This window comes from Mesorhizobium sp. Ca11 (genome assembly GCF_020165275.1).
GTDB lineage: Bacteria > Pseudomonadota > Alphaproteobacteria > Rhizobiales > Rhizobiaceae > Mesorhizobium.
Genome location: NZ_JAIUHU010000001.1, coordinates 371075 through 389233 on the forward strand (window position 1 = coordinate 371075; position 18159 = coordinate 389233).

Genomic DNA, 18159 nt, shown 5'->3' on the forward strand with positions numbered 1-18159 from the left:
TTCAGCTCTCCGGTTTCACCAAATCGACGGGGCTGATGTCGAGCAGGTCGAGCGTGCGGCGCAGCAGCTTCACCTCGCTCTCCGCCAGCTTGGAATCGGCCTTGGCGATCTCGGCCATGTGGCGCGCAAGCAGCTTTCGGCGCTCGACATCGAGGTCGCGGAACAGCGCGATCGCCTGCGAGCCGTTGGTCTCGTAGCCATAATCGTTAAGATATTCGATGACACTGTCGATGCTGGCCTCCGGAATGCCGAAGGCTTCCTCGCAGATATGCCGGAAGACGGCCATCTCGCTCTCCGAGACCGAGCCGTCGGCCAGGATCATGCGGAACAGCATCAGCAATTCCGCAGACAGCACAGGGTCGTCCGCCACCTTGCGCACACCCGGGTCACCGTCGAAGATCGAACGTATCTGGTCGAGCAGCGCCATCGCCACCAAGCTCCCTTTGCGAATCCGCCTGATTGTTAGAGCAAATTCAGGAAAAGTGTGAGCGTTTAGGCTCGGCGACTTCGCCGTAGCCTTCCGACCGGAATTTGCGTCAAAACAAGAACAGAGCGGTTCGGCGTCTAACGGCGAACCGCTCTGGCGTGGAATCGCTCTTGCGCAAACGGGGCGAGCGTGATGGAAGCTGCGGCTCCCTTCCTCGCCTCACTCCCAGCCCGATGATCGATCTTACCCTGCAGTCCGTCTTCATACTCACTGCCGCCGCTTTCGCGGCGGGTTTTGTCGACTCGATCGCCGGCGGCGGCGGGCTGATCACCATCCCGGCGCTGCTGCTTGCCGGCTTTTCGCCGGTCGCAGCCCTTGGCACGAACAAATTGCAGGGCATGTTCGGGTCCGGCTCGGCCACCATCCATTACGCCGCCAAGGGTCAGGTCGACCTGCGTCGCCAGCTGCCGTCCGCCGCGCTGGCGCTTGCCGGCGGCGCGGTCGGGGCGCTTTTGGCGACCGTCGTGCCGGGCGATTTCCTGCGTGCCCTGCTGCCGCTGCTGCTGATCGCCATCGCGCTCTATTTCGCACTGAAGCCGAACATGGGCGACGTCGACCGCGCCGAGCGGCTGTCGCCCTTCCTGTTCGGACTGAGCGTCCCGCCGCTGATCGGCTTCTATGACGGGCTCTTCGGTCCGGGCGCCGGTTCCTTCTACATGCTCGCCTTCGTCACCCTTGCCGGCTACGGCGTGCTCAAGGCGACGGCGCACACCAAGCTGCTCAATTTCACGTCCAACATCGGCGGCTTCGTCGTCTTCGCCGCGGTCGGCGTTATCGACTGGAAGATCGGCCTGATGATGGGCGTGGCGCAGTTCATCGGCGCCCGGGTCGGCGCAAGCTTGGCCATCCGGATTGGCGCGAAGCTGATCAAGCCGCTGCTGGTGACCGTGTGCGTGGCGCTCGCGATCAAGCTCTTGGCAGACCCCGCCAATCCCTTACGCCAACTGGTTGGTGTGTGAGGCCTCCTCCTGTTAGAGTTCTGGTGTTGCGAATCATGTTGGAGGGACCAGACATGAATCTCAGTGCGCCCACCCAGATCGTGTTCATTATTTCGTTGGTTATCGCCGTCATCGGCCTTCTCGCCGCGCTTGGCGTTCTTGCATTCATTCCTCTTGCGTCCGTTTGGATCATGCTTATCGCCTACATCGTGCTCGCCGCCGGCTGTTTGATGCGCGGCACCTGAGCACAGCATTCTCAGGCAACTCGGAGCGCCCGGCCCTGCCGGGCGCTTTTGATTTTCGAAGGGGTGTTCTGCTAGGCTTGGATCATGTCCGACGAGTCAGAGCGCCATCGCCAGGATAATCGCTCTCCCGCCCTCCATTTCGAGATGGTGCGGCGCAAGCCCGCCGCCTCGCTTGCGGGCGTCGTCACGGATATCTGCGGCTATCGCGAGACCCGCCTCGGCCATTTCCGCATCGTCGAATATGCTTCGCTGACCGTGCCGCTGGTGATCAGCTTCGCCGAAGCCTTTGCCATCGGGCTCGGCCACAGCCCGGGCGACAATGACCGCCACGCCAGCTTCGTCGCCGGCCTCTATGCCGGGCCGGTCATGATCGAATCCTTTGGCGGCGCCTGCTGCGTTCAGGTCAATTTCACCCCGCTTGGCGCCAGGCAGTTCTTCGGCCTGCCGATGAGCGAGTTGCGCGATCGCATGGTCGGGTTGGACGATGCGCTGGGCTTTGACGGCATCGCATTGCGCGAACGGCTCGGCGAGGCATCGGATTGGAACGCGCGCTTCGACATTGCCGAGGGATTCATTACCAGCCGCCTTGTCGAGGCGAATGCGCTTTCACCGGAAATCGCCTGGGCCTACAGGGCGGTCATTGCGTCGGGCGGCCGCACCCGCATTTCGACGCTCGCCGGCGAGATCGGCTGGAGCCGCAGGCATCTGGCGGCGAGATTCACCGACGCGATCGGCATCGGCCCGAAGACATTGTCGCGCATCGTACGCTTCAATCGCGCGCTGTCCCTGTCGAAGCGGCAGGACGATGACTGGGCCGGCATCGCCGCCGATTGCGGCTACGCCGACCAGGCGCATCTGGTGCGCGAGTTCCGTCAGTTGGCCGGCGAAACGCCGACCGGTCTCGCGGCGTCGATGTAGGCCTGACCCAGGTAACATTTCTTCAAGACGCCGAGACCGCCTTTGCACAGACTGGCATTCATCAACCGACCAGGGAGATTGTCATGCCGACAGCAAACGAAGCACCCCGTCTCTACCCGGCTCTGCGCTACAGGAACGCGGCCAAAATGATCGACTGGCTATGCGAGGCCTTCGGCTTCGAGGCGCGCGCCCGCTATGGCGAGGGCGACATTGTCCACCATGCCGAGCTCACTTTCGGGTCCTCGATGATCATGCTGGGTACGGCACGCGACGACGATTACGGCAAGATGGTCGGCGCGCCCGGCGGTGGCGGCGGCAAGTCGATCTACATCGCCGTCGATGACGCCGGCGCCGCCTATGCGCGTGCCAAGAAGGCCGGCGCGAAAATCATCCAGGAACTGGTCGACCGCGACTATGGCAGCCGCGAATTCATCTGCCTCGACCCGAAAGGCAATGTCTGGTCCTTCGGCACTTACTGGCCGAAGGCGGGAGAGAAGGCTTGAGGCCATCAGTGACGCTGGAGATTGGCCGCGATCTGCCAGCTTCGTCATCCACGGGCGGAGCGGGAGCGAAGCGGACGCGCAGACCCGAGGATCCATTCCGTTACCTCACGCGAGGGTGCAGCGGAGCAGAATTCTGCACTGTTGCAAAGCCTTGACGTCACGGAATGGATCCTCGGGTCTGCGCTGCGTCGCTTCGCTCCTTGCTCCGCCCGTGGATGACGACCCGAGGGGCGTTTTCGCCAATCACAAACCCTGTGGGTTCGATAGAGCTATCTATCGCGCGATGGCAAAAATCGCGTCGCAGTCGAGATGCCTCTCCAGCTCGGCCGCGACCTCGTCCAGCGCCTTCTCGACATCCGCGCGATAGTCGATACCGCCTCCCCTGACGCCAAGGCTCTCCAGGTATGCGGCGCGAAAAGCGTCGGCGGAAAACAGTCCGTGCAGATAGGTGCCGATCACCTTGCCGTCCGCGGAGACCGCGCCGTCCTCGACACCGTTGAGGATCGTCGATGGCCGCGCCGTGTCCGGGCCGGTGGTGCGGCCGAGATGGATCTCGTAGCCTTCGAGCGGCAGGCCGAACTGCACCGAATGCGCGCTTGAATTGCGCACAGTCTTCTCAGGCTCCATCACCGTTTCGATGTCGAGCAGGCCAAGACCTTCGGCCTCAGTGACGCTGCCTTCGATGCCGTCGGGATCGCGCACCATTCGGCCGAGCATCTGGTAGCCGCCGCAGATGCCGACGACATGGCCGCCGCGCTTGCGATGGGCGAGGAGATCGCGATCCCAGCCGTTCTCGCGGAATTTCAGGAGATCGCCGATCGTCGATTTGGAGCCGGGGATGACCACCAACCCGGCATCTTCCGGCAGCTTCTTGCCCGGCGGCACGAACACCACCTCGACCTGCGGCTCGGCTTTCAGCGGATCGAGATCGTCGAAATTGGCGATGCGCGCCAGCATCGGCACCGCCACCTTCAGCGCCCGCTTCTCGCCGGAAGCGAGGCGTTCGAGCACCACGGAATCCTCGGACGGCAGCCGCCCGGCCGCCTTCAGCCACGGCACGACGCCGAAGCAGCGCCAGCCGGTGAATTTTTCGATCGCGCTGATCCCGTCGTCGAACAACGAGACATCGCCGCGGAACTTGTTGATGAGATAGCCGGCGATCATGCGCCGGTCTTCCTCCGGCAGGATCAGGTGCGTGCCGGCCACGGACGCAATCACGCCGCCGCGGTCGATGTCGCCGACCAGGATCACCGGCACATTGGCGCGCGTGGCAAAGCCCATATTGGCGATGTCGCGGCTTCTGAGATTGATCTCGGCCGGCGAGCCCGCGCCCTCGACGATGACCAGGTCCGCGCCCGCGCCAACCTGCGCCCAGGAATCCAGCACAGCGTCCATCAGTCCGGCTTTCATCGCCTGGTAGTCGCGCGCCCGCGCCTCGCCATAGACTTTGCCCTGCACCACCACTTGCGAGCCGATATCGCTCTGCGGCTTGAGCAGCACCGGGTTCATATGGACGGTCGGCCTCACGCCGCAGGCAAGCGCCTGCAGCCATTGCCCGCGGCCGATCTCGCCTTCGCCGGCCTTGTCGTCGCCCGGAATATCGGCAACGGCGGCGTTGTTCGACATGTTCTGCGGCTTGAATGGCCTAACCTTCAGCCCGCGATTCTTCGCAGCACGGCAAAGCCCCGCCACCAGCACGGTCTTGCCGACATCCGAGCCGGTGCCTTGCAGCATGATCGCTTTCGCCATCAGCCCCTGCCCCTCAAGTCGACCATCGGGCCGATCGTCGACTTCTGCGCCAGCGGACCGCCGCGCCAGAGATAGAGCGCCATCAGCGGCTCCTTGCCGGTGCGCATGGCATGGCTGACGTTGGAAGCGTGGTGAATGACCTCGCCGGCGTCTCGCGTATGAAAGTTCTCCTCGCCCATCCGCCACTCCGTGCCGCCGGTCAGCGGGATATAGATCTCCTCGGCGAGGTGATGATGGTCGGGATAGACGATGTCAGACCCGAGGATCAGCAGGCCAGCCGCGACCGCTTCGTTGACGAAATGCCCGCGCGTGCCGAACACTTCCAGCCAGCCGTAATTGTCGACAAAACTCTGCCCGAAATCGGCGGCGCTGTAGGTCTGCCCCCAGCGCATCTCGTCCCGATGGTCGGCAACAAATCGCGTCAATGGCCTGGCGTCGGCCGGAACCAACTCGGCGATGCGATCGAGATGGCTAAGGCAGCCAAGCGCATGCGGCTCGAGAGAACGCGCAGGCATGTCCCAGCCGATGCGCGCGACTTCATCCGTCACCAGATCGTTGTCGACGCCCGCGAGATAGGCTTGGAATCGCTCCAGCAACTCATCGAAAATTGTCGGCACGCAAGAGCTCCGTTTGTCATTCCATGCACAGCCGGTTCTCAACGGCCCGGGTTGCGCGGCGGCATCATTGGTCTAGATTGAACGGCGCGCAAAGCTAAAAACGACAGGCCAGAAGGCCTGAACGACAGGGAGCACGCCATGGACGCGGCAGTCGATGCGGGCACTGGCCAGTTCGAGCTCAACGAGGAACAGCGCGCCATTCAGGAGATGGCCCGAGCCTTCGCGGCCGACCGCGTCGCGCCCAATGCGCTCGACTGGGACAAGGCAAAGCACTTCCCCGCAGATGTGATCCGCGAGACCGGGCCGCTCGGCCTCGGCGGCATCTATGTGCGCGACGATGTCGGCGGCTCGGCGCTGGGGCGGCTGGATGCCGTGCTGATCTTCGAGGCGCTTGCCCACGCCGATCCGGCATTCTCCTCTTTCATTTCCATCCACAACATGGCGGCCTCGATGATCGACCGCTTCGGTAGCGACGAGCAGCGCCAGCGCTTCCTGCCGAAACTGACCTCTATGGAGTGGCTGGCGAGCTATTGCCTGACCGAGCCCGGCTCGGGCTCGGATGCGGCTGCGCTGAAGACGCGTGCGGTGAAAAGCGGCGGCGATTATGTCTTGAACGGCGCCAAACAGTTCATCTCCGGCGCCGGCGACAGCGACCTCTATGTCGTGATGGCGCGCACCGGCGGCGACGGCCCGAAAGGCATTTCGACCTTTGTCGTGCCCAAGGATGCGGCCGGCCTTTCGTTCGGCGCCAACGAGCACAAGATGGGCTGGCACATGCAGTCGACCCGCCAGGTCATCTTCGAGGACTGCAAGGTGCCGGCCGAGAACCTGCTCGCCGCAGAAGGCGCAGGCTTCGGCATCGCCATGGCCGGGCTCGACGGCGGCCGGCTCAACATCGCCGCCTGTTCGCTCGGCGGAGCGCAGTCGGCGCTCGACAAGGCGCTTGCCTACACGGCCGAGCGCAAGGCCTTCGGCTCCAAGATCAACCAGTTCCAGGCGCTGCAGTTCAGGTTGGCCGACATGGAAACGGAACTGCAGGCGGCCCGCATCTTTCTCTACGCCGCCGCTTCCAAGCTCGACCGCAAGGCGCCCGACGCCGGCAAATGGTCGGCGATGGCCAAGCGCTTCGTCACCGATATCGGCTTCGACATCGCCAACCAGGCGCTGCAGCTGCACGGCGGCTATGGCTACCTGCACGACTACGGCATCGAGAAGCTGGTGCGGGATCTGCGCGTCCACCAGATCCTCGAAGGCACCAACGAGATCATGCGCGTCATCATCGCGCGCTCGTTGATTGGGCGCTGACGCAAAATCGGGAGAAAACGATGGCAACCATCGCCTTCATCGGCCTCGGTAATATGGGCAATCCCATGGCCGCCAACCTCGTAAAGGCGGGTCATACGGTGCTGGGCTTCGACCTCGTGCCCGAGAACCTAGCCACTGCCAAGGAACACGGCGTCACCGTCATGGCGAACGCCGTCGCGGCGGTGAAGGACGCTGACGTCGTCATCACCATGCTGCCGGCCGGCAAGCATGTGCTGTCGGTTTATGAGGACATCGCGCCCAAGGCCAGGAAAGGCGGGCTGTTCATCGATTCCTCGACCATCGATGTCGAATCGGCGCGCAAGGCGCATGCCATTGCCGCGAAGCATGGTCATCCGTCGATCGACGCACCCGTCTCCGGCGGCACGGGCGGCGCCGCTGCCGGCACACTCACCTTCATGGCCGGTGGCTCGGATCAGGCGTTTGCCGCTGCCGAGCCGATCCTGAAGCCGATGGCCGGGCGCGTCGTTCATTGCGGCGGCGACGGCGCAGGCCAGGCGGCCAAGATCTGCAACAACATGATTCTAGGCATCTCGATGATCGGCGTCGCCGAAGCCTTTGTGCTGGCCGAAAAGCTCGGCCTGTCACACCAGGCGCTGTATGACGTCGCCTCCACTTCCTCGGGCCAGTGCTGGTCGCTCACCACCTATTGCCCGGTGCCCGGCCCTGTTCCGGCCTCGCCGGCCAACCGCGACTACAAGCCCGGCTTTGCTGCCGCGCTGATGCTGAAGGACCTGAAATTATCGCAGGAAGCCGCGCAGAACGCAGGCGCCGCGACTCCGCTCGGCGCCGAAGCCACGCAGCTCTATGCCTTGTTCAATGCGCAAGGCCACGCCGGCGCCGATTTTTCCGGCATTATTAATTTCCTGCGCGGAAATCCGGCATAAGTCTCTGCTTTTGAAGGGTTATTTCCAAGATTTCCCGGTGCGAAGCCGGCAAATTTAGATTTGCTTAAGGTCTTGCTAACGCACCGGTAACGATGTGCCTTTAAAACGGACTGCGAGGCGGACATCGCGTCTGCCCGGCGCTCCGGATCAGGTCTCGCGTACCGGAGCCCGTAAATTTCGCAAGTATTCTCGTAGCGAAATGCCATGTGTATCTGGCAAAGCCGCGTTCCCGCAGGGACGCGGTTTTTGCGTTTCGGAGACGCCCTCTGCGAGCCGTTCAGGAATGGACCGGGCGCTCAGTCGGAAGCGCCCGGAGAACATCCGCTTAGCGCTTGCGCAAATCGGCGTCAGCGAGATCGAGCGCCCTGGCGATGCGTTCGCAAGCCATGTCGATCGTGTCGCGCGTCCAGATCAGCGGCGGCGAGAGAATCATAGTGTCGCCGGTGGCCCGCAGCATCATGCCCTGCGCGATCGCGTGGTCGCGCACGACGACGGCAGCGCTTCCCGACGGCAGATAGCGTTCCTTGGTCGCCTTGTCCTTGACGATCTCGATCGCGCCCATCAGGCCGATCGAGCGCACCTCGCCGACCAGCCTGTGCCCGGCGATCCGCTCCTGCAGCGCCTGCGCGAAATAGGGACCGGTGTCGTTCTTGACGCGCTCGACCAGGCCTTCCTTCTCGATGATCTCGAGGTTCTTCAGCGCCACCGCGCAAGCCACCGGATGACCGGAATAGGTGTAGCCGTGATAGAACTCGCCGCCCTTCTCGACCAGCGTCCTGGCCATGCGGTCGCCAACCAGCAGCGCCGACAGCGGCTGGTAGCCCGAGGTCAGCGCCTTGGCGGTGGTGATGGTATCGGGCTCGATGCCGAACGTCTGCGCCGCGAACCACTCGCCGGTGCGGCCATAGCCGGTGATGACCTCGTCCAGCATCAACAGCACATCGTATTTGCGGCAGATGCGCTCGACTTCCGGCCAATAGCTCATCGGCGGGATCTTCACCCCGCCAGCGCCCATCACCGGCTCGCCGATGAAGGCGGCGACCTTGTCGGCACCGGCCTCGAGAATCGCGTCCTCGACCGCCTTTGCCGCGCGAATGCCGAAATCATGGTCGCTTTCGCCGGGCAGCGCGAGCTCATAGGCATAGGGCATCATCACATGGACGATGTTGGGCACCGCGCCGCCGAGCTGCTTGTGCATCGGCTCCATGCCGCCGAGCGAGGCGCCGGCGATCGTCGAGCCGTGATAGGCCGACTTGCGCGAGATGATGCGGTTCTTCTCGGGCTTGCCTTCAAGCGCCCAATAGTGGCGCACGAGCCGGAGCGCCGTGTCGTTGGCTTCCGAGCCGGACGAGCCGTAGAAGACCTGGCCGACATGCTTCGGCGCCAGCTCCGCCAGCTTCTTCGACAACAGCACCGGCGTCGGCGTCGAGCATTTGAAGAAGGAGTTGTAGTAAGGCAGTTCCTTCATCTGCGCGTAGGCAGCCTCGGCCAGCTCGTCGCGGCCATAGCCGACATTGACGCACCACAGGCCAGCCATGCCGTCGAGGATTTCGGTGCCGTCGGCATCGTAGATGAACGGGCCCTTGGCATGGGTGATGATGCGCGAGCCCGTCTCGCGCAGCTCCTTGTGGTCGGTGAAGGGATGAAGGTGATGCGCGGCATCGATCTGCTGAAGCTGCTTCAGCGAATAATTCTGATAGGTCATGGATTTGATCTTTCCTCTTGAATCAATCCGGCAGCGGCCGGGGCGGATTCGTCAGAGGAAGCGGGGCGGCGAATAGCCGATCCGGGCGCACAGCCGCAACAGCTCGGCGCGCAGCGTGCGCGGTGACGGCGTCACCGCGACCCCGAAGGCGCCTGATGTGCTGAAGCGGATCATGGCGGCAGCTTATGCCGCCTGAGGCTCAAAATTCAAGCTGTTCCGGTTAGCGCCCGCTGCAGGAATATGTAGCGCATCGCCGTCTGCGCCGCCTGCGGCCGGCGATCGCCGCGCCCGCCATGGCCGCCTTCGGTCTCTTCGAAGAACAGCGTCCGGCCATGGCCTGCCTCCTGCAGCCGCGCCGCCATCTTGCGCGCATGCCCGGGATGGACGCGGTCGTCGGCGGTGGACGTCATCAGGAGCACCGGCGGATAGGCAGCGCCTGCCTTGACATGCTGGTAGGGCGAATAGGCGCCGAGCCAGGCCGCCTCTTCCGGCTTCGACGGGTCGCCATATTCGGCGATCCACGAGGCGCCGGGAGGCAGGTCGGTGTAGCGCAGCATGTCGAGCAGCGGCACGTCGATGATGACCGCGCCGAACAGCTCCGGCCGCTGCGTCAGCGATGTGCCGGTGAGCAGGCCGCCATTCGAGCCGCCCTGGATACCAAGCTGCGCCGCCGTGGTGATGCCGCGCCGGACCATATCCTCGGCCACCGCCGCGAAATCGTCGAAAGCGTTCTGGCGCTTGCCCTTCAGCGCTGCCTGGTGCCAAGCCGGACCGAACTCGCCGCCGCCGCGGATGTTGGCCTGGACATAGGCATTGCCCTTGTCCAACCAGAGCCTGCCGCGAATGCCGGCATAGCCGGGCAGCAGCGGCACTTCGAAGCCGCCATAGCCGTAGAGCAGTGTCGGCACCGGCCCTTTCTGGTCGCGCCGCCGCACCACGAAATACGGGATCATCGTGCCATCCTTCGAGCGCGCCTCGAACTGCTCCGAGATATAAGGCGAGGCGTCGAAGCGGGCCGGCTGCGACTTCACCGTTTGAAGCGTCTCGCCATTGTCATCCGACCAGATGATCGAGCTCGGCGTCAGGAAATCGGTGAAGGAGAAGGAGACGCTCGAGCCGAAATGCTCGACATGGCTGATGCCGACATTGCCGTTGTCGGGCAGCGCTATCTGCTTCAGCGACCAGCCTTCTGCGGCACGGTCGCAGGCGATGATCTTGCCGCGCACATTGTCCATCAGGTTGATGAACAGCCGGTCCTGCGTCCTGGCGAGGCCGGCGATCGAAACGCGGTGCGCCGGCTCGAGCACGGTCTGGAACGGCCCAAAGACACCACTCTCGATCCAGTGATCGAAATCGACCGAATAGAGCCCGTCGGGCAGGCAGCGCGTGCCGTCCGGCGCCGTCCAGGGGCTGCGCACGCCGAAGATCAGTTGGCCCTTGAAGACCATCGTGTCGGTGGCGTCGTCGGGCAGCGGGATGCGCCGGTTCTCACCCGAAGCCAGCCGCAGGAAACTGTGCGAGGTGAAGAAGTCGAGCGTCTTGCCGAGCAGCACGTGCCGCTTGTCGCCGTCATATTCGACACCGCCGCCGACCGCGAGATGTTGTTTCTCGCCTTCGAGGATCGGCGTGGCGTCGTCGAGCTTGGCGCCGCGCCGCCACAGCTTGATCACGCGCGGATAGCCGGACTGCGTCTTGTCGTCTTCCTCGAAAGCGGCGGAGACGATCACCGTGTCCTTGTCCAGCCAGGAAAAGCCCGACTTGGAAGCGGGAGCGCGAAACCCGTCCTCGACGAAGGATTTCGCCGCGATATCGAATTCGCGCATCTCGCTGGCATCGCCGCCATCGGGCGACATGTAGAGCAGGCAGCGGTTGAAATCGGGATAGAGCCGGCTCGCCCCGCCGAACACCCACTTCACGCCTTCCTTCGCGGAAAGCTGATCGAAGTCGATGATCGTCTCCCAGTCGGGCTTGTCGGTCTTGTAGGACGCGACCGTCGTGCGCCGCCAGAGACCCAGCGCATTGGTCTTGTCCTGCCAGAAATTATAGACATAGCCGGCAAGTGCAGCCCCGACGGGCATATTGTCCTCAGCGGTCATCAGGTCGAGCGCGGTCTCGAATGCGGCCTTATAGGAGGGATCGCCCTGCAGTTCGGCGACCGTCAGCGCATTCTGGCGATGAACCCAGTCCAGCGCTTCCTTGCCGTTACGATCCTCAAGCCAGAGGTAGGGATCGTCGGCGGTCAATTCGAGCTGGATTTTGGTCATCGTGCTGGTCATGCAGGTCTCCATCCGGCGGCCCCGCCTACATCGCGTTCGCTGCCTTGATATTCAAGAGCCATTCGGGGCCGATTACAAAACCCGCCGTCGAACAACTGTCGCCGCCGCCAGCGCCGCGCAGATGGCGCCAAGCGTGACCGGCAGGCCGGCGGCGCCAATGGCATCCATGACGCCGCCGGTGAGCGGCGGCACGACGATGCCGCCAAAACCCCACATCAGCGAGAAGGCGGCATTGCCGGCAACCAGCGCCGACCCGGTGAAGCGTTCGCCGAGCTCGATGATCGACATCGTGTAGATGCCGTAGGAAACGGCGCCCCAGATAAAGACGCAAACCCAGATCAGCGGCGTCTCGATCAGCGCCGGCAAAGCCACGCATCCAAGGGCGGTCACCGCCACGCAGCCGAACCGCACCAGGCGCGCCGTCAATCTTTCGGCGAGCAGACCGAGCGGCACCTGCATGGCGATGTTGCCGGCGATCATCACGGAAAGCAGCGCCGACATACGCGCTTCGGGAATGCCGTGATGCGTCCCATAGACCGGCAGCAGCGCCAGTATCGCCTGCTCGAACCCGGCCGCGACGATCACGGCCGACATAAGCAGCCAGGCCATTGGTATGAAGCCCAGCACCGAAACCTTGTTCTCGGCCTCGTCGACGTTCGGCAGCCTTTTCACCACCACGGCCAGGCAGCCGCCGCAGAAGAGGAAGGCAAGAATGCCGACAAGGAAAGGCGGCCAGCCTTCCGTGCCGACGCCGAGCAGGCAGAGCGGCCCGGCCGCGAAGCCCGCCGAGATGATGGTTGAATAGATGCCCATGACGCGACCGCGCCGCGCCGGCGGCGCAAGCGCAATCACCCAGATTTCGCTCAGGACATAGAGCGGGTTGGTCACCACGCCGATCAGGAAGCGCAGCGGGAACCACAGATAGACATTTTGCGTCCAGCCGATCAGCGCCAGCACCAGCGCCGAAAGCGCCGCGCAGGTCAGCGCGGTCCGCCCCGCCCCGAACCGGCGCGCCAATCCCGGGATCAGCGGCGAGGACAGGATGAAGCCGACCGGCGTCATCGCCGCCGACAGCCCGATCATCGCCGGCGAAATGCCTTGCCGCTGCAGGATGAAGCTGAGCAGCGGATAGGAAAGCCCTTGCGCTATGGCGAAGACGGAAACCGTCGCGATCACGCCGGTGATCGCGGCCCACCGCACGCTCTCGCTGCTGTTTGAATCCGCCAGAGCCATCAGTTCCTGATCCAATCGGTGGAAGGCTTAGCCGTTGCGGCCGGTTGCCGTAAGGCCCACGGCCCGCGAAAGCGGATGCTCCAGCCAAACCCTGTCAGGAGCCCCGGCGCTGCAGGGAGGCTTGCTCAAGCTCCCCTTCCGTCATGTCGCTTCCCTCGCCCTAGTGGTCGCCGCCTCCTCACCGGCTGCATTGCGGCCAGTCCATTATGCCTGCCAAATTCGCATCCTCACGAGGCTTCTCATGACTGCCGCCCTTCATCCCGCCGAGCCGGCACTGGCAACCGATCGCGCCCGCCGTGGCGGCCGCGCGGGAAAGCGCGCCGGCGGCTCGGCCGCCTTCGAGCAGCCCGCCTTCCGGCAATTGAAGAACCCGCTGATGCCGACGAGGCTGGTGTCCGATGACGAATTGGAATCAATCCACCTCGCCTCGCTGCGTGTGTTGAGGGAAATCGGCGTCGACGTTCTGCACGACGAGGCCCGCCGCATCATGAAGGCGCATGGCGCGGACGTGCGCGAAGGCTCGGAGCGCGTGCGCTTCGACAGCGACATGGTCCTCGAGCTTGTCTCGCACTGCCCGTCGGAGTTCACGCTGCATGCCCGCAACCCGGCGCATAATCTACGCTTCGGCGGCAACAACGTCATCCTGTCGATGATGGCTTCGGCGCCGAACTGCTCCGACCTCGACCGCGGCCGCAGGCCCGGCAACCAGGCCGATTACCGCAACTTCCTGCGCCTGGCGCAGATGCACAACATCCTGCACTGCACCGGCGGCTATCCGGTCGAGCCGATCGATATCCATCCGTCGGTGCGGCACCTGGAATGCATTCGCGACCTAGCCATGCTGACCGACAAAGTCTTCCACATCTATTCACTCGGCAAGGAACGCAACGTCGACGGCATCGAGATCACCCGCATCGCGCGCGGCATCAGCCGCGAGCAGCTGATGCAGGAACCGTCGGTCTTCACCATCATCAACACCAATTCGCCGCTCAAGCTCGACGTGCCGATGATGGAAGGCATCATCCAGATGTCGAGCATGGGCCAGGCCGTGATCGTCACGCCCTTCACGCTGTCCGGCGCCATGGCGCCCGTCACCGTCGCCGGCGCGCTGGTGCAGCAGAACGCCGAGGCGCTCTCGGGCATTGCCTTCGCGCAGATGGTCAAGAAAGGCGCGCCGGTCGGCTATGGCGGCTTCACCTCCAATGTCGACATGAAGTCCGGCGCGCCGGCCTTCGGCACGCCCGAATATATGAAGGCGCAGCTCGTCGGCGGCCAGCTCGCGCGCCGCTATCAAATTCCCTACCGCACCTCCAACACCTGCGCCGCCAATACGGTCGACGCCCAGGCCGCCTATGAAAGCGTATTCTCGCTATGGGGCGCCATCCAGGGCGGCGGCAATCTGATGATGCATGGCGCCGGGTGGCTGGAAGGCGGCCTGCGCTGCTCCTATGAAAAGACCATCCTCGACATCGACCTTTTGCAGATGGTGGCCGAATTCCTCACCCCGCTCGACCTCTCCGAGGATGCGCTCGGCTTCGACGCCATCCAGTCGGTCGGTCCTGGCGGTCATTTCTTCGGCACCCAGCACACGCAGGAACGTTACAAGACCGCCTTCTATTCGCCGATCGTGTCCGACTGGCGCAATTTCGAGACATGGGCCGAGGCGGGCTCGCCGACGGCGATGGAGCGGACCAACAAGGTCTGGAAGGAGCGCCTTGCCTCTTACGAGGAGCCCTATATGGATCCGGCCATCCGCGAGGAGCTCAACGACTTCGTCGAGAAACGCCGCGCCGAAGGCGGCGCGCCGACGGATTTCTGATTTTCTGTGTTGCTGATGAGCAGTCGACCCCCACTCCGTCGAGCTTCGCTCGACACCTCTCCCCCGATCGACGGGGGAGAGGAAAGGCGCGCGGCGATTCCAGCTGGCTCCCTTCCTCTCCCTCCGGAGGAGGGAGAGGTGGCGCCGCGAAGCGGCGACGGAGTGGGGGAAGGCGCTGTTCAAACGCGAAGCCGTCGCAAACAGGGCACGACCCAGCAAGCCGGAAATCAAACGGATTTGGTGCACAGTCGACCCCCACTCCGTCGAGCTTCGCTCGACACCTCTCCCCCGATCGACGGGGGAGAGGAAAGGCGCGCGGCGATTCCAGCTGGCTCCTTTCCTCTCCCTCCGGAGGGGGGAGAGGTGGCGCCGCGAAGCGGCGACGGAGTGGGGGAAGGCGCTGCTCAAACGCGAAGCCGTCGCAAACAAGGCACGACCAAGCGCGCAAGAAATCTCCGGCAAGCCGGCAATCAAGCGGAAGCCTTGCTTTGGCTTGAACTGAAGTCACGCAAGCTCGGCGGCTATCGCTTTACGCGTCAGTTTTCTATCGGACCGTTCTTCGCCGACTTCGCTTGCCGCGAGCGTCGGCTCGTCGTCGAGGTCGATGGATCCCAACACGCCGACAGCTCATATGACCGCCGCCGCGACCACTTCATGCAGGCTCAGGGCTACTCGATCCTGCGCTTCTGGAACCATGACGTCCTGAAACATCGTGCTTCCGTCTGTGAAACCATCCTCGCCGCGCTCGACGGCAGGCTGACCGAAAACATCGCGGCATCGGATCTCCGCTTTGTTTTCACACCTCGATCCCCCGCTTCAGTATTTTCAAACACGGATCTATCTGCATGAAATCCCACGTAAAAGCGGTTGTCATCGGCGGCGGCGTCGTCGGCTGTTCGGTGCTTTATCATCTCGCCAAGGCCGGCTGGACCGACATCATGCTGATCGAGCGCTCGGAGCTGACCTCCGGCTCGTCCTGGCATGCGGCGGGCGGCTTCCACACGCTGAACGGCGACCCGAACGTCGCCAAGCTGCAGGCCTACACGGTCCAGCTCTACAAGGAGATCGAGGAACTCTCCGGCCAGTCCTGCTCGCTGCATCTGACCGGCGGCGTCATGATGGCCGATACGCCCGAGCGCATGGACTTTCTGCGGCTGGCTCACGCCAAGGGCCGCTATCTCGGCATGGATACCGAGCTGATCACGCCCTCGGAAGCCAAGGCGATGTTCCCGCTGATGGACGAAACGAACTTCGTCGGCGCCATGTGGGATCCGGTCGAAGGTCATCTCGACCCTTCGGGCACCACCATCGCCTATTCCAAGGCGGCAAAAAAGCTCGGCGCCGAGATCGTGCTGCGCAACCGCGTCGTCGACCTCACTCAGCAGCCGGACGGCACCTGGAACGTCGTCACCGAGCAGGGCACGGTCCATGCCGAGCACGTCGTCAATTGCGGCGGCCTGTGGGCGCGCGAGATCGGCCGCATGGTCGGCGTCGAGCTGCCGGTTTTGGCCATGGAGCATATGTACCTTTTGACCGAGCCGATGCCGGAGGTCGAGGAATTCAACAAGTCGACCGGCCGCGAGATGATCGGCGTGCTCGACTTCAAGGGCGAGATCTACACCCGCCAGGAGCGCAACGGCGTCCTGCTCGGCACCTACGAGAAGGCCTGCAAGCCGTGGTCGCCGGTCAACACGCCATGGGATTTCGGCCATGAGCTCCTGCAGCCCGACATCGACCGCATCGCTCCGTCGCTGGAGATCGGCTTCAAGCATTTCCCCGGCATCGAGAAGGCCGGCATCAAGCAGATCATCAATGGCCCCTTCACCTTCGCGCTCGACGGCAATCCGCTGGTCGGCCCGGTGCAGGGCCTGACCAATTTCTGGTGCGCCTGCGCCGTCATGGCCGGGTTCAGCCAGGGCGGCGGCGTCGGCCTCGCGCTCTCCAACTGGATGGTGCATGGCGATCCGGGCTTCGACGTCTGGGGCATGGATGTCGCTCGCTTCGGCGAATGGGCGAGCCTGCGCTACACCAACGCCAAGGTGCGGGAAAACTATTCGCGCCGCTTCTCGATCCGCTTCCCGAACGAAGAACTGCCCGCCGCCCGTCCGGCGCAGACGACGCCACTCTACGACACCATGCTCGCCAACAACGCCGTCATGGGCGATTCGTGGGGCCTGGAAACGCCGCTTTGGTTCGCGCCGAAGGGCACGGAGCCGAAGGACATCGTCTCCTTCCACCGCTCCAACGATTTCGGCCCGATCGGCGAGGAAGTGCGCGCCACGCGCGACAGGGTCGGCGTCACCGAGATCGCCAACTTCGCCAAATACGAGGTGTCCGGTCCGGGCGCGGAAGATTTCCTCAACCGGCTGATGACCAACCGCATGCCGAAGGTTGGCCGTATCGTGCTGACCCCGATGGTCAACGAATTCGGCAAGCTGGTCGGCGACTTCACCATCGCCAAGGCCGGCCCAAGGAATGGAGAAGACCGCTTCATGATCTGGGGCTCGTCCGCAGCGCAGAAATATCACATGCGCTGGTTCGAGAAGCACCTGCCGAAGGATGGCTCGGTGCGCATCCACCGCTTCGACCAGACGCTGGTCGGTCTCTCCATCGCCGGGCCGAAATCGCGCGACCTGCTGCAGAAGCTCGTCGATGTCGACGTCTCGACAAAGGCCTTCCGCTTCATGGACTTCCGCGAGATGGCCGTTGGCGGCGCGCCCTGCATGGTCAACCGCATCACCTATACCGGCGACCTCGGCTACGAGATCTGGATGGCGCCCGCCTATCAACGCCTCGTCTACAAGGCGATCAAGGAAGCCGGCGCGGAATTCGGCATCGTCGACTTCGGCATGCGTGCGCTGCTCTCCATGCGCCTGGAAAAGAATTTTCCGACCTGGTTCCGTGAATTGCGTCCGATCTACGGACCGTTCGAAGGCTCGATGGACCGATTCATCAAGCTGGAGAAGAACGACTTCATCGGCCGCGAGGCGTCCGCCAGGGAGCATGCCGAAGGGCCGAAGCTGCGCCGGGTCTCCTTCATCGTCGACGCTGCCGATGCCGACGTGATGGGCGACGAGCCGATCTGGGCCAAGGTCGGCAAGGACTACGGCACGGTCGAGAAGCCGCATGGCTACGGCGCGCCGCGCTTCGACACATCCGGCAAGGAAGTGCGCGGCTCGAAGGCCGCCGAAGGCGCTTCGGCCGTGCGCGGCATCGTCGATGGCGAATGGCGCGTCGTTGGTTGGGTGACCTCGGGCGGCTATGCGCATTACGTGCAGAAGTCGATGGCGCAGGGCTATGTGCCGGCCGCTCTTGCCGAGGACGAAAGCGCCGGCCTGTTCGAGATCGAGATTCTCGGCCACCGCCGCCCCGCCCGCATCAATGTCGAGCCGCCTTTCGACCCGAGCGGCGAGAAGATGCGGACCTGAGGCCCCACGAATTGTTGGATTGCGTTGGTAG

The 18159-nt window shown here is 64.0% G+C and carries 16 protein-coding genes; 9 read left to right on the top strand and 7 right to left on the bottom strand.

Going from position 1 to position 18159, the window contains the following annotated elements; all coding sequences use genetic code 11:
• Window position 1: 1 nt before the first annotated feature.
• The gene (locus tag LB538_RS01830; RefSeq protein ID WP_224522671.1) at window positions 2-433 is read right to left on the bottom strand and encodes a TerB family tellurite resistance protein; all 432 of its coding nucleotides are present in this window, start codon (window positions 431-433) and stop codon (window positions 2-4) included.
• Between the two features lie 227 nt (window positions 434-660).
• On the opposite strand from LB538_RS01830, the gene LB538_RS01835 reads away from it, so the two are divergent.
• The 4 genes from LB538_RS01835 (at window position 661) to LB538_RS01850 (ending at window position 3091) form a co-directional block, all read left to right on the top strand.
• A complete protein-coding gene (locus tag LB538_RS01835) occupies window positions 661-1446 on the top strand; it encodes a TSUP family transporter (protein ID WP_224522672.1) in 786 nt (261 codons plus the stop codon).
• A 53-nt stretch (window positions 1447-1499) separates the two neighbouring features.
• Entirely contained in the window at window positions 1500-1670 is a 171-nt protein-coding gene (locus LB538_RS01840) for a hypothetical protein (RefSeq protein ID WP_095764956.1), read from the top strand.
• 84 nt (window positions 1671-1754) lie between these two features.
• Window positions 1755-2588, top strand: a complete 834-nt coding sequence (locus LB538_RS01845) for a helix-turn-helix domain-containing protein (protein ID WP_224522673.1) — start codon at window positions 1755-1757, stop codon at window positions 2586-2588.
• A gap of 83 nt (window positions 2589-2671) precedes the next feature.
• On the top strand, window positions 2672-3091 hold the full coding sequence (locus tag LB538_RS01850; RefSeq protein WP_224522674.1) for a VOC family protein: 420 nt from the start codon (window positions 2672-2674) through the stop codon (window positions 3089-3091).
• Between the two features lie 273 nt (window positions 3092-3364).
• Here the strand turns inward: LB538_RS01850 and LB538_RS01855 are convergent, their stop codons facing one another.
• Entirely contained in the window at window positions 3365-4840 is a 1476-nt protein-coding gene (locus LB538_RS01855; protein WP_224522675.1) for a cobyric acid synthase, read from the bottom strand.
• On the bottom strand, window positions 4840-5457 hold the full coding sequence (locus tag LB538_RS01860; RefSeq protein WP_224522676.1) for a dimethylsulfonioproprionate lyase family protein: 618 nt from the start codon (window positions 5455-5457) through the stop codon (window positions 4840-4842). The genes LB538_RS01855 and LB538_RS01860 overlap by 1 nt, the downstream gene beginning before the upstream one ends.
• A gap of 138 nt (window positions 5458-5595) precedes the next feature.
• Here LB538_RS01860 and LB538_RS01865 point away from each other — a divergent pair, with 138 nt between their 5' ends.
• Together LB538_RS01865 and mmsB are read left to right on the top strand one after the other, a co-directional pair.
• Window positions 5596-6762 (top strand): isobutyryl-CoA dehydrogenase, encoded by a 1167-nt coding sequence (locus LB538_RS01865; RefSeq protein ID WP_224522677.1) that lies wholly within the window; start codon window positions 5596-5598, stop codon window positions 6760-6762.
• A 20-nt stretch (window positions 6763-6782) separates the two neighbouring features.
• Window positions 6783-7667, top strand: coding sequence for a 3-hydroxyisobutyrate dehydrogenase (mmsB, locus tag LB538_RS01870; RefSeq protein ID WP_095764951.1), 885 nt, complete (start codon window positions 6783-6785; stop codon window positions 7665-7667).
• 325 nt (window positions 7668-7992) lie between these two features.
• On the opposite strand, the gene LB538_RS01875 is transcribed toward mmsB, so the two are convergent.
• The 4 genes from LB538_RS01875 to LB538_RS01890 all read right to left on the bottom strand — a co-directional run bounded on the left by LB538_RS01875 (window position 7993) and on the right by LB538_RS01890 (window position 12881).
• Window positions 7993-9372, bottom strand: a complete 1380-nt coding sequence (locus tag LB538_RS01875; protein ID WP_224522678.1) for an aspartate aminotransferase family protein — start codon at window positions 9370-9372, stop codon at window positions 7993-7995.
• 51 nt (window positions 9373-9423) lie between these two features.
• Window positions 9424-9546 carry a hypothetical protein gene (locus LB538_RS01880; RefSeq protein ID WP_040969798.1) on the bottom strand — a complete coding sequence of 41 codons (123 nt, stop codon included), beginning with the start codon at window positions 9544-9546 and terminating at the stop codon, window positions 9424-9426.
• 32 nt (window positions 9547-9578) lie between these two features.
• A complete protein-coding gene (locus tag LB538_RS01885; protein ID WP_224522679.1) occupies window positions 9579-11648 on the bottom strand; it encodes a prolyl oligopeptidase family serine peptidase in 2070 nt (689 codons plus the stop codon).
• Between the two features lie 72 nt (window positions 11649-11720).
• Complete coding sequence (locus LB538_RS01890; protein WP_224522680.1) at window positions 11721-12881, bottom strand: MFS transporter; 1161 nt, start codon at window positions 12879-12881, stop codon at window positions 11721-11723.
• Window positions 12882-13122: 241 nt separating this feature from the next.
• On the opposite strand from LB538_RS01890, the gene LB538_RS01895 reads away from it, so the two are divergent.
• The 3 genes from LB538_RS01895 to LB538_RS01905 all read left to right on the top strand — a co-directional run bounded on the left by LB538_RS01895 (window position 13123) and on the right by LB538_RS01905 (window position 18128).
• The gene (locus LB538_RS01895; RefSeq protein WP_224522681.1) at window positions 13123-14700 is read left to right on the top strand and encodes a trimethylamine methyltransferase family protein; all 1578 of its coding nucleotides are present in this window, start codon (window positions 13123-13125) and stop codon (window positions 14698-14700) included.
• 363 nt (window positions 14701-15063) lie between these two features.
• A complete protein-coding gene (locus tag LB538_RS01900; protein ID WP_411908985.1) occupies window positions 15064-15549 on the top strand; it encodes an endonuclease domain-containing protein in 486 nt (161 codons plus the stop codon).
• A complete protein-coding gene (locus LB538_RS01905; protein WP_224522682.1) occupies window positions 15546-18128 on the top strand; it encodes an FAD-dependent oxidoreductase in 2583 nt (860 codons plus the stop codon). The genes LB538_RS01900 and LB538_RS01905 overlap by 4 nt, the downstream gene beginning before the upstream one ends.
• The last annotated feature ends 31 nt before the right edge of the window (window positions 18129-18159 follow it).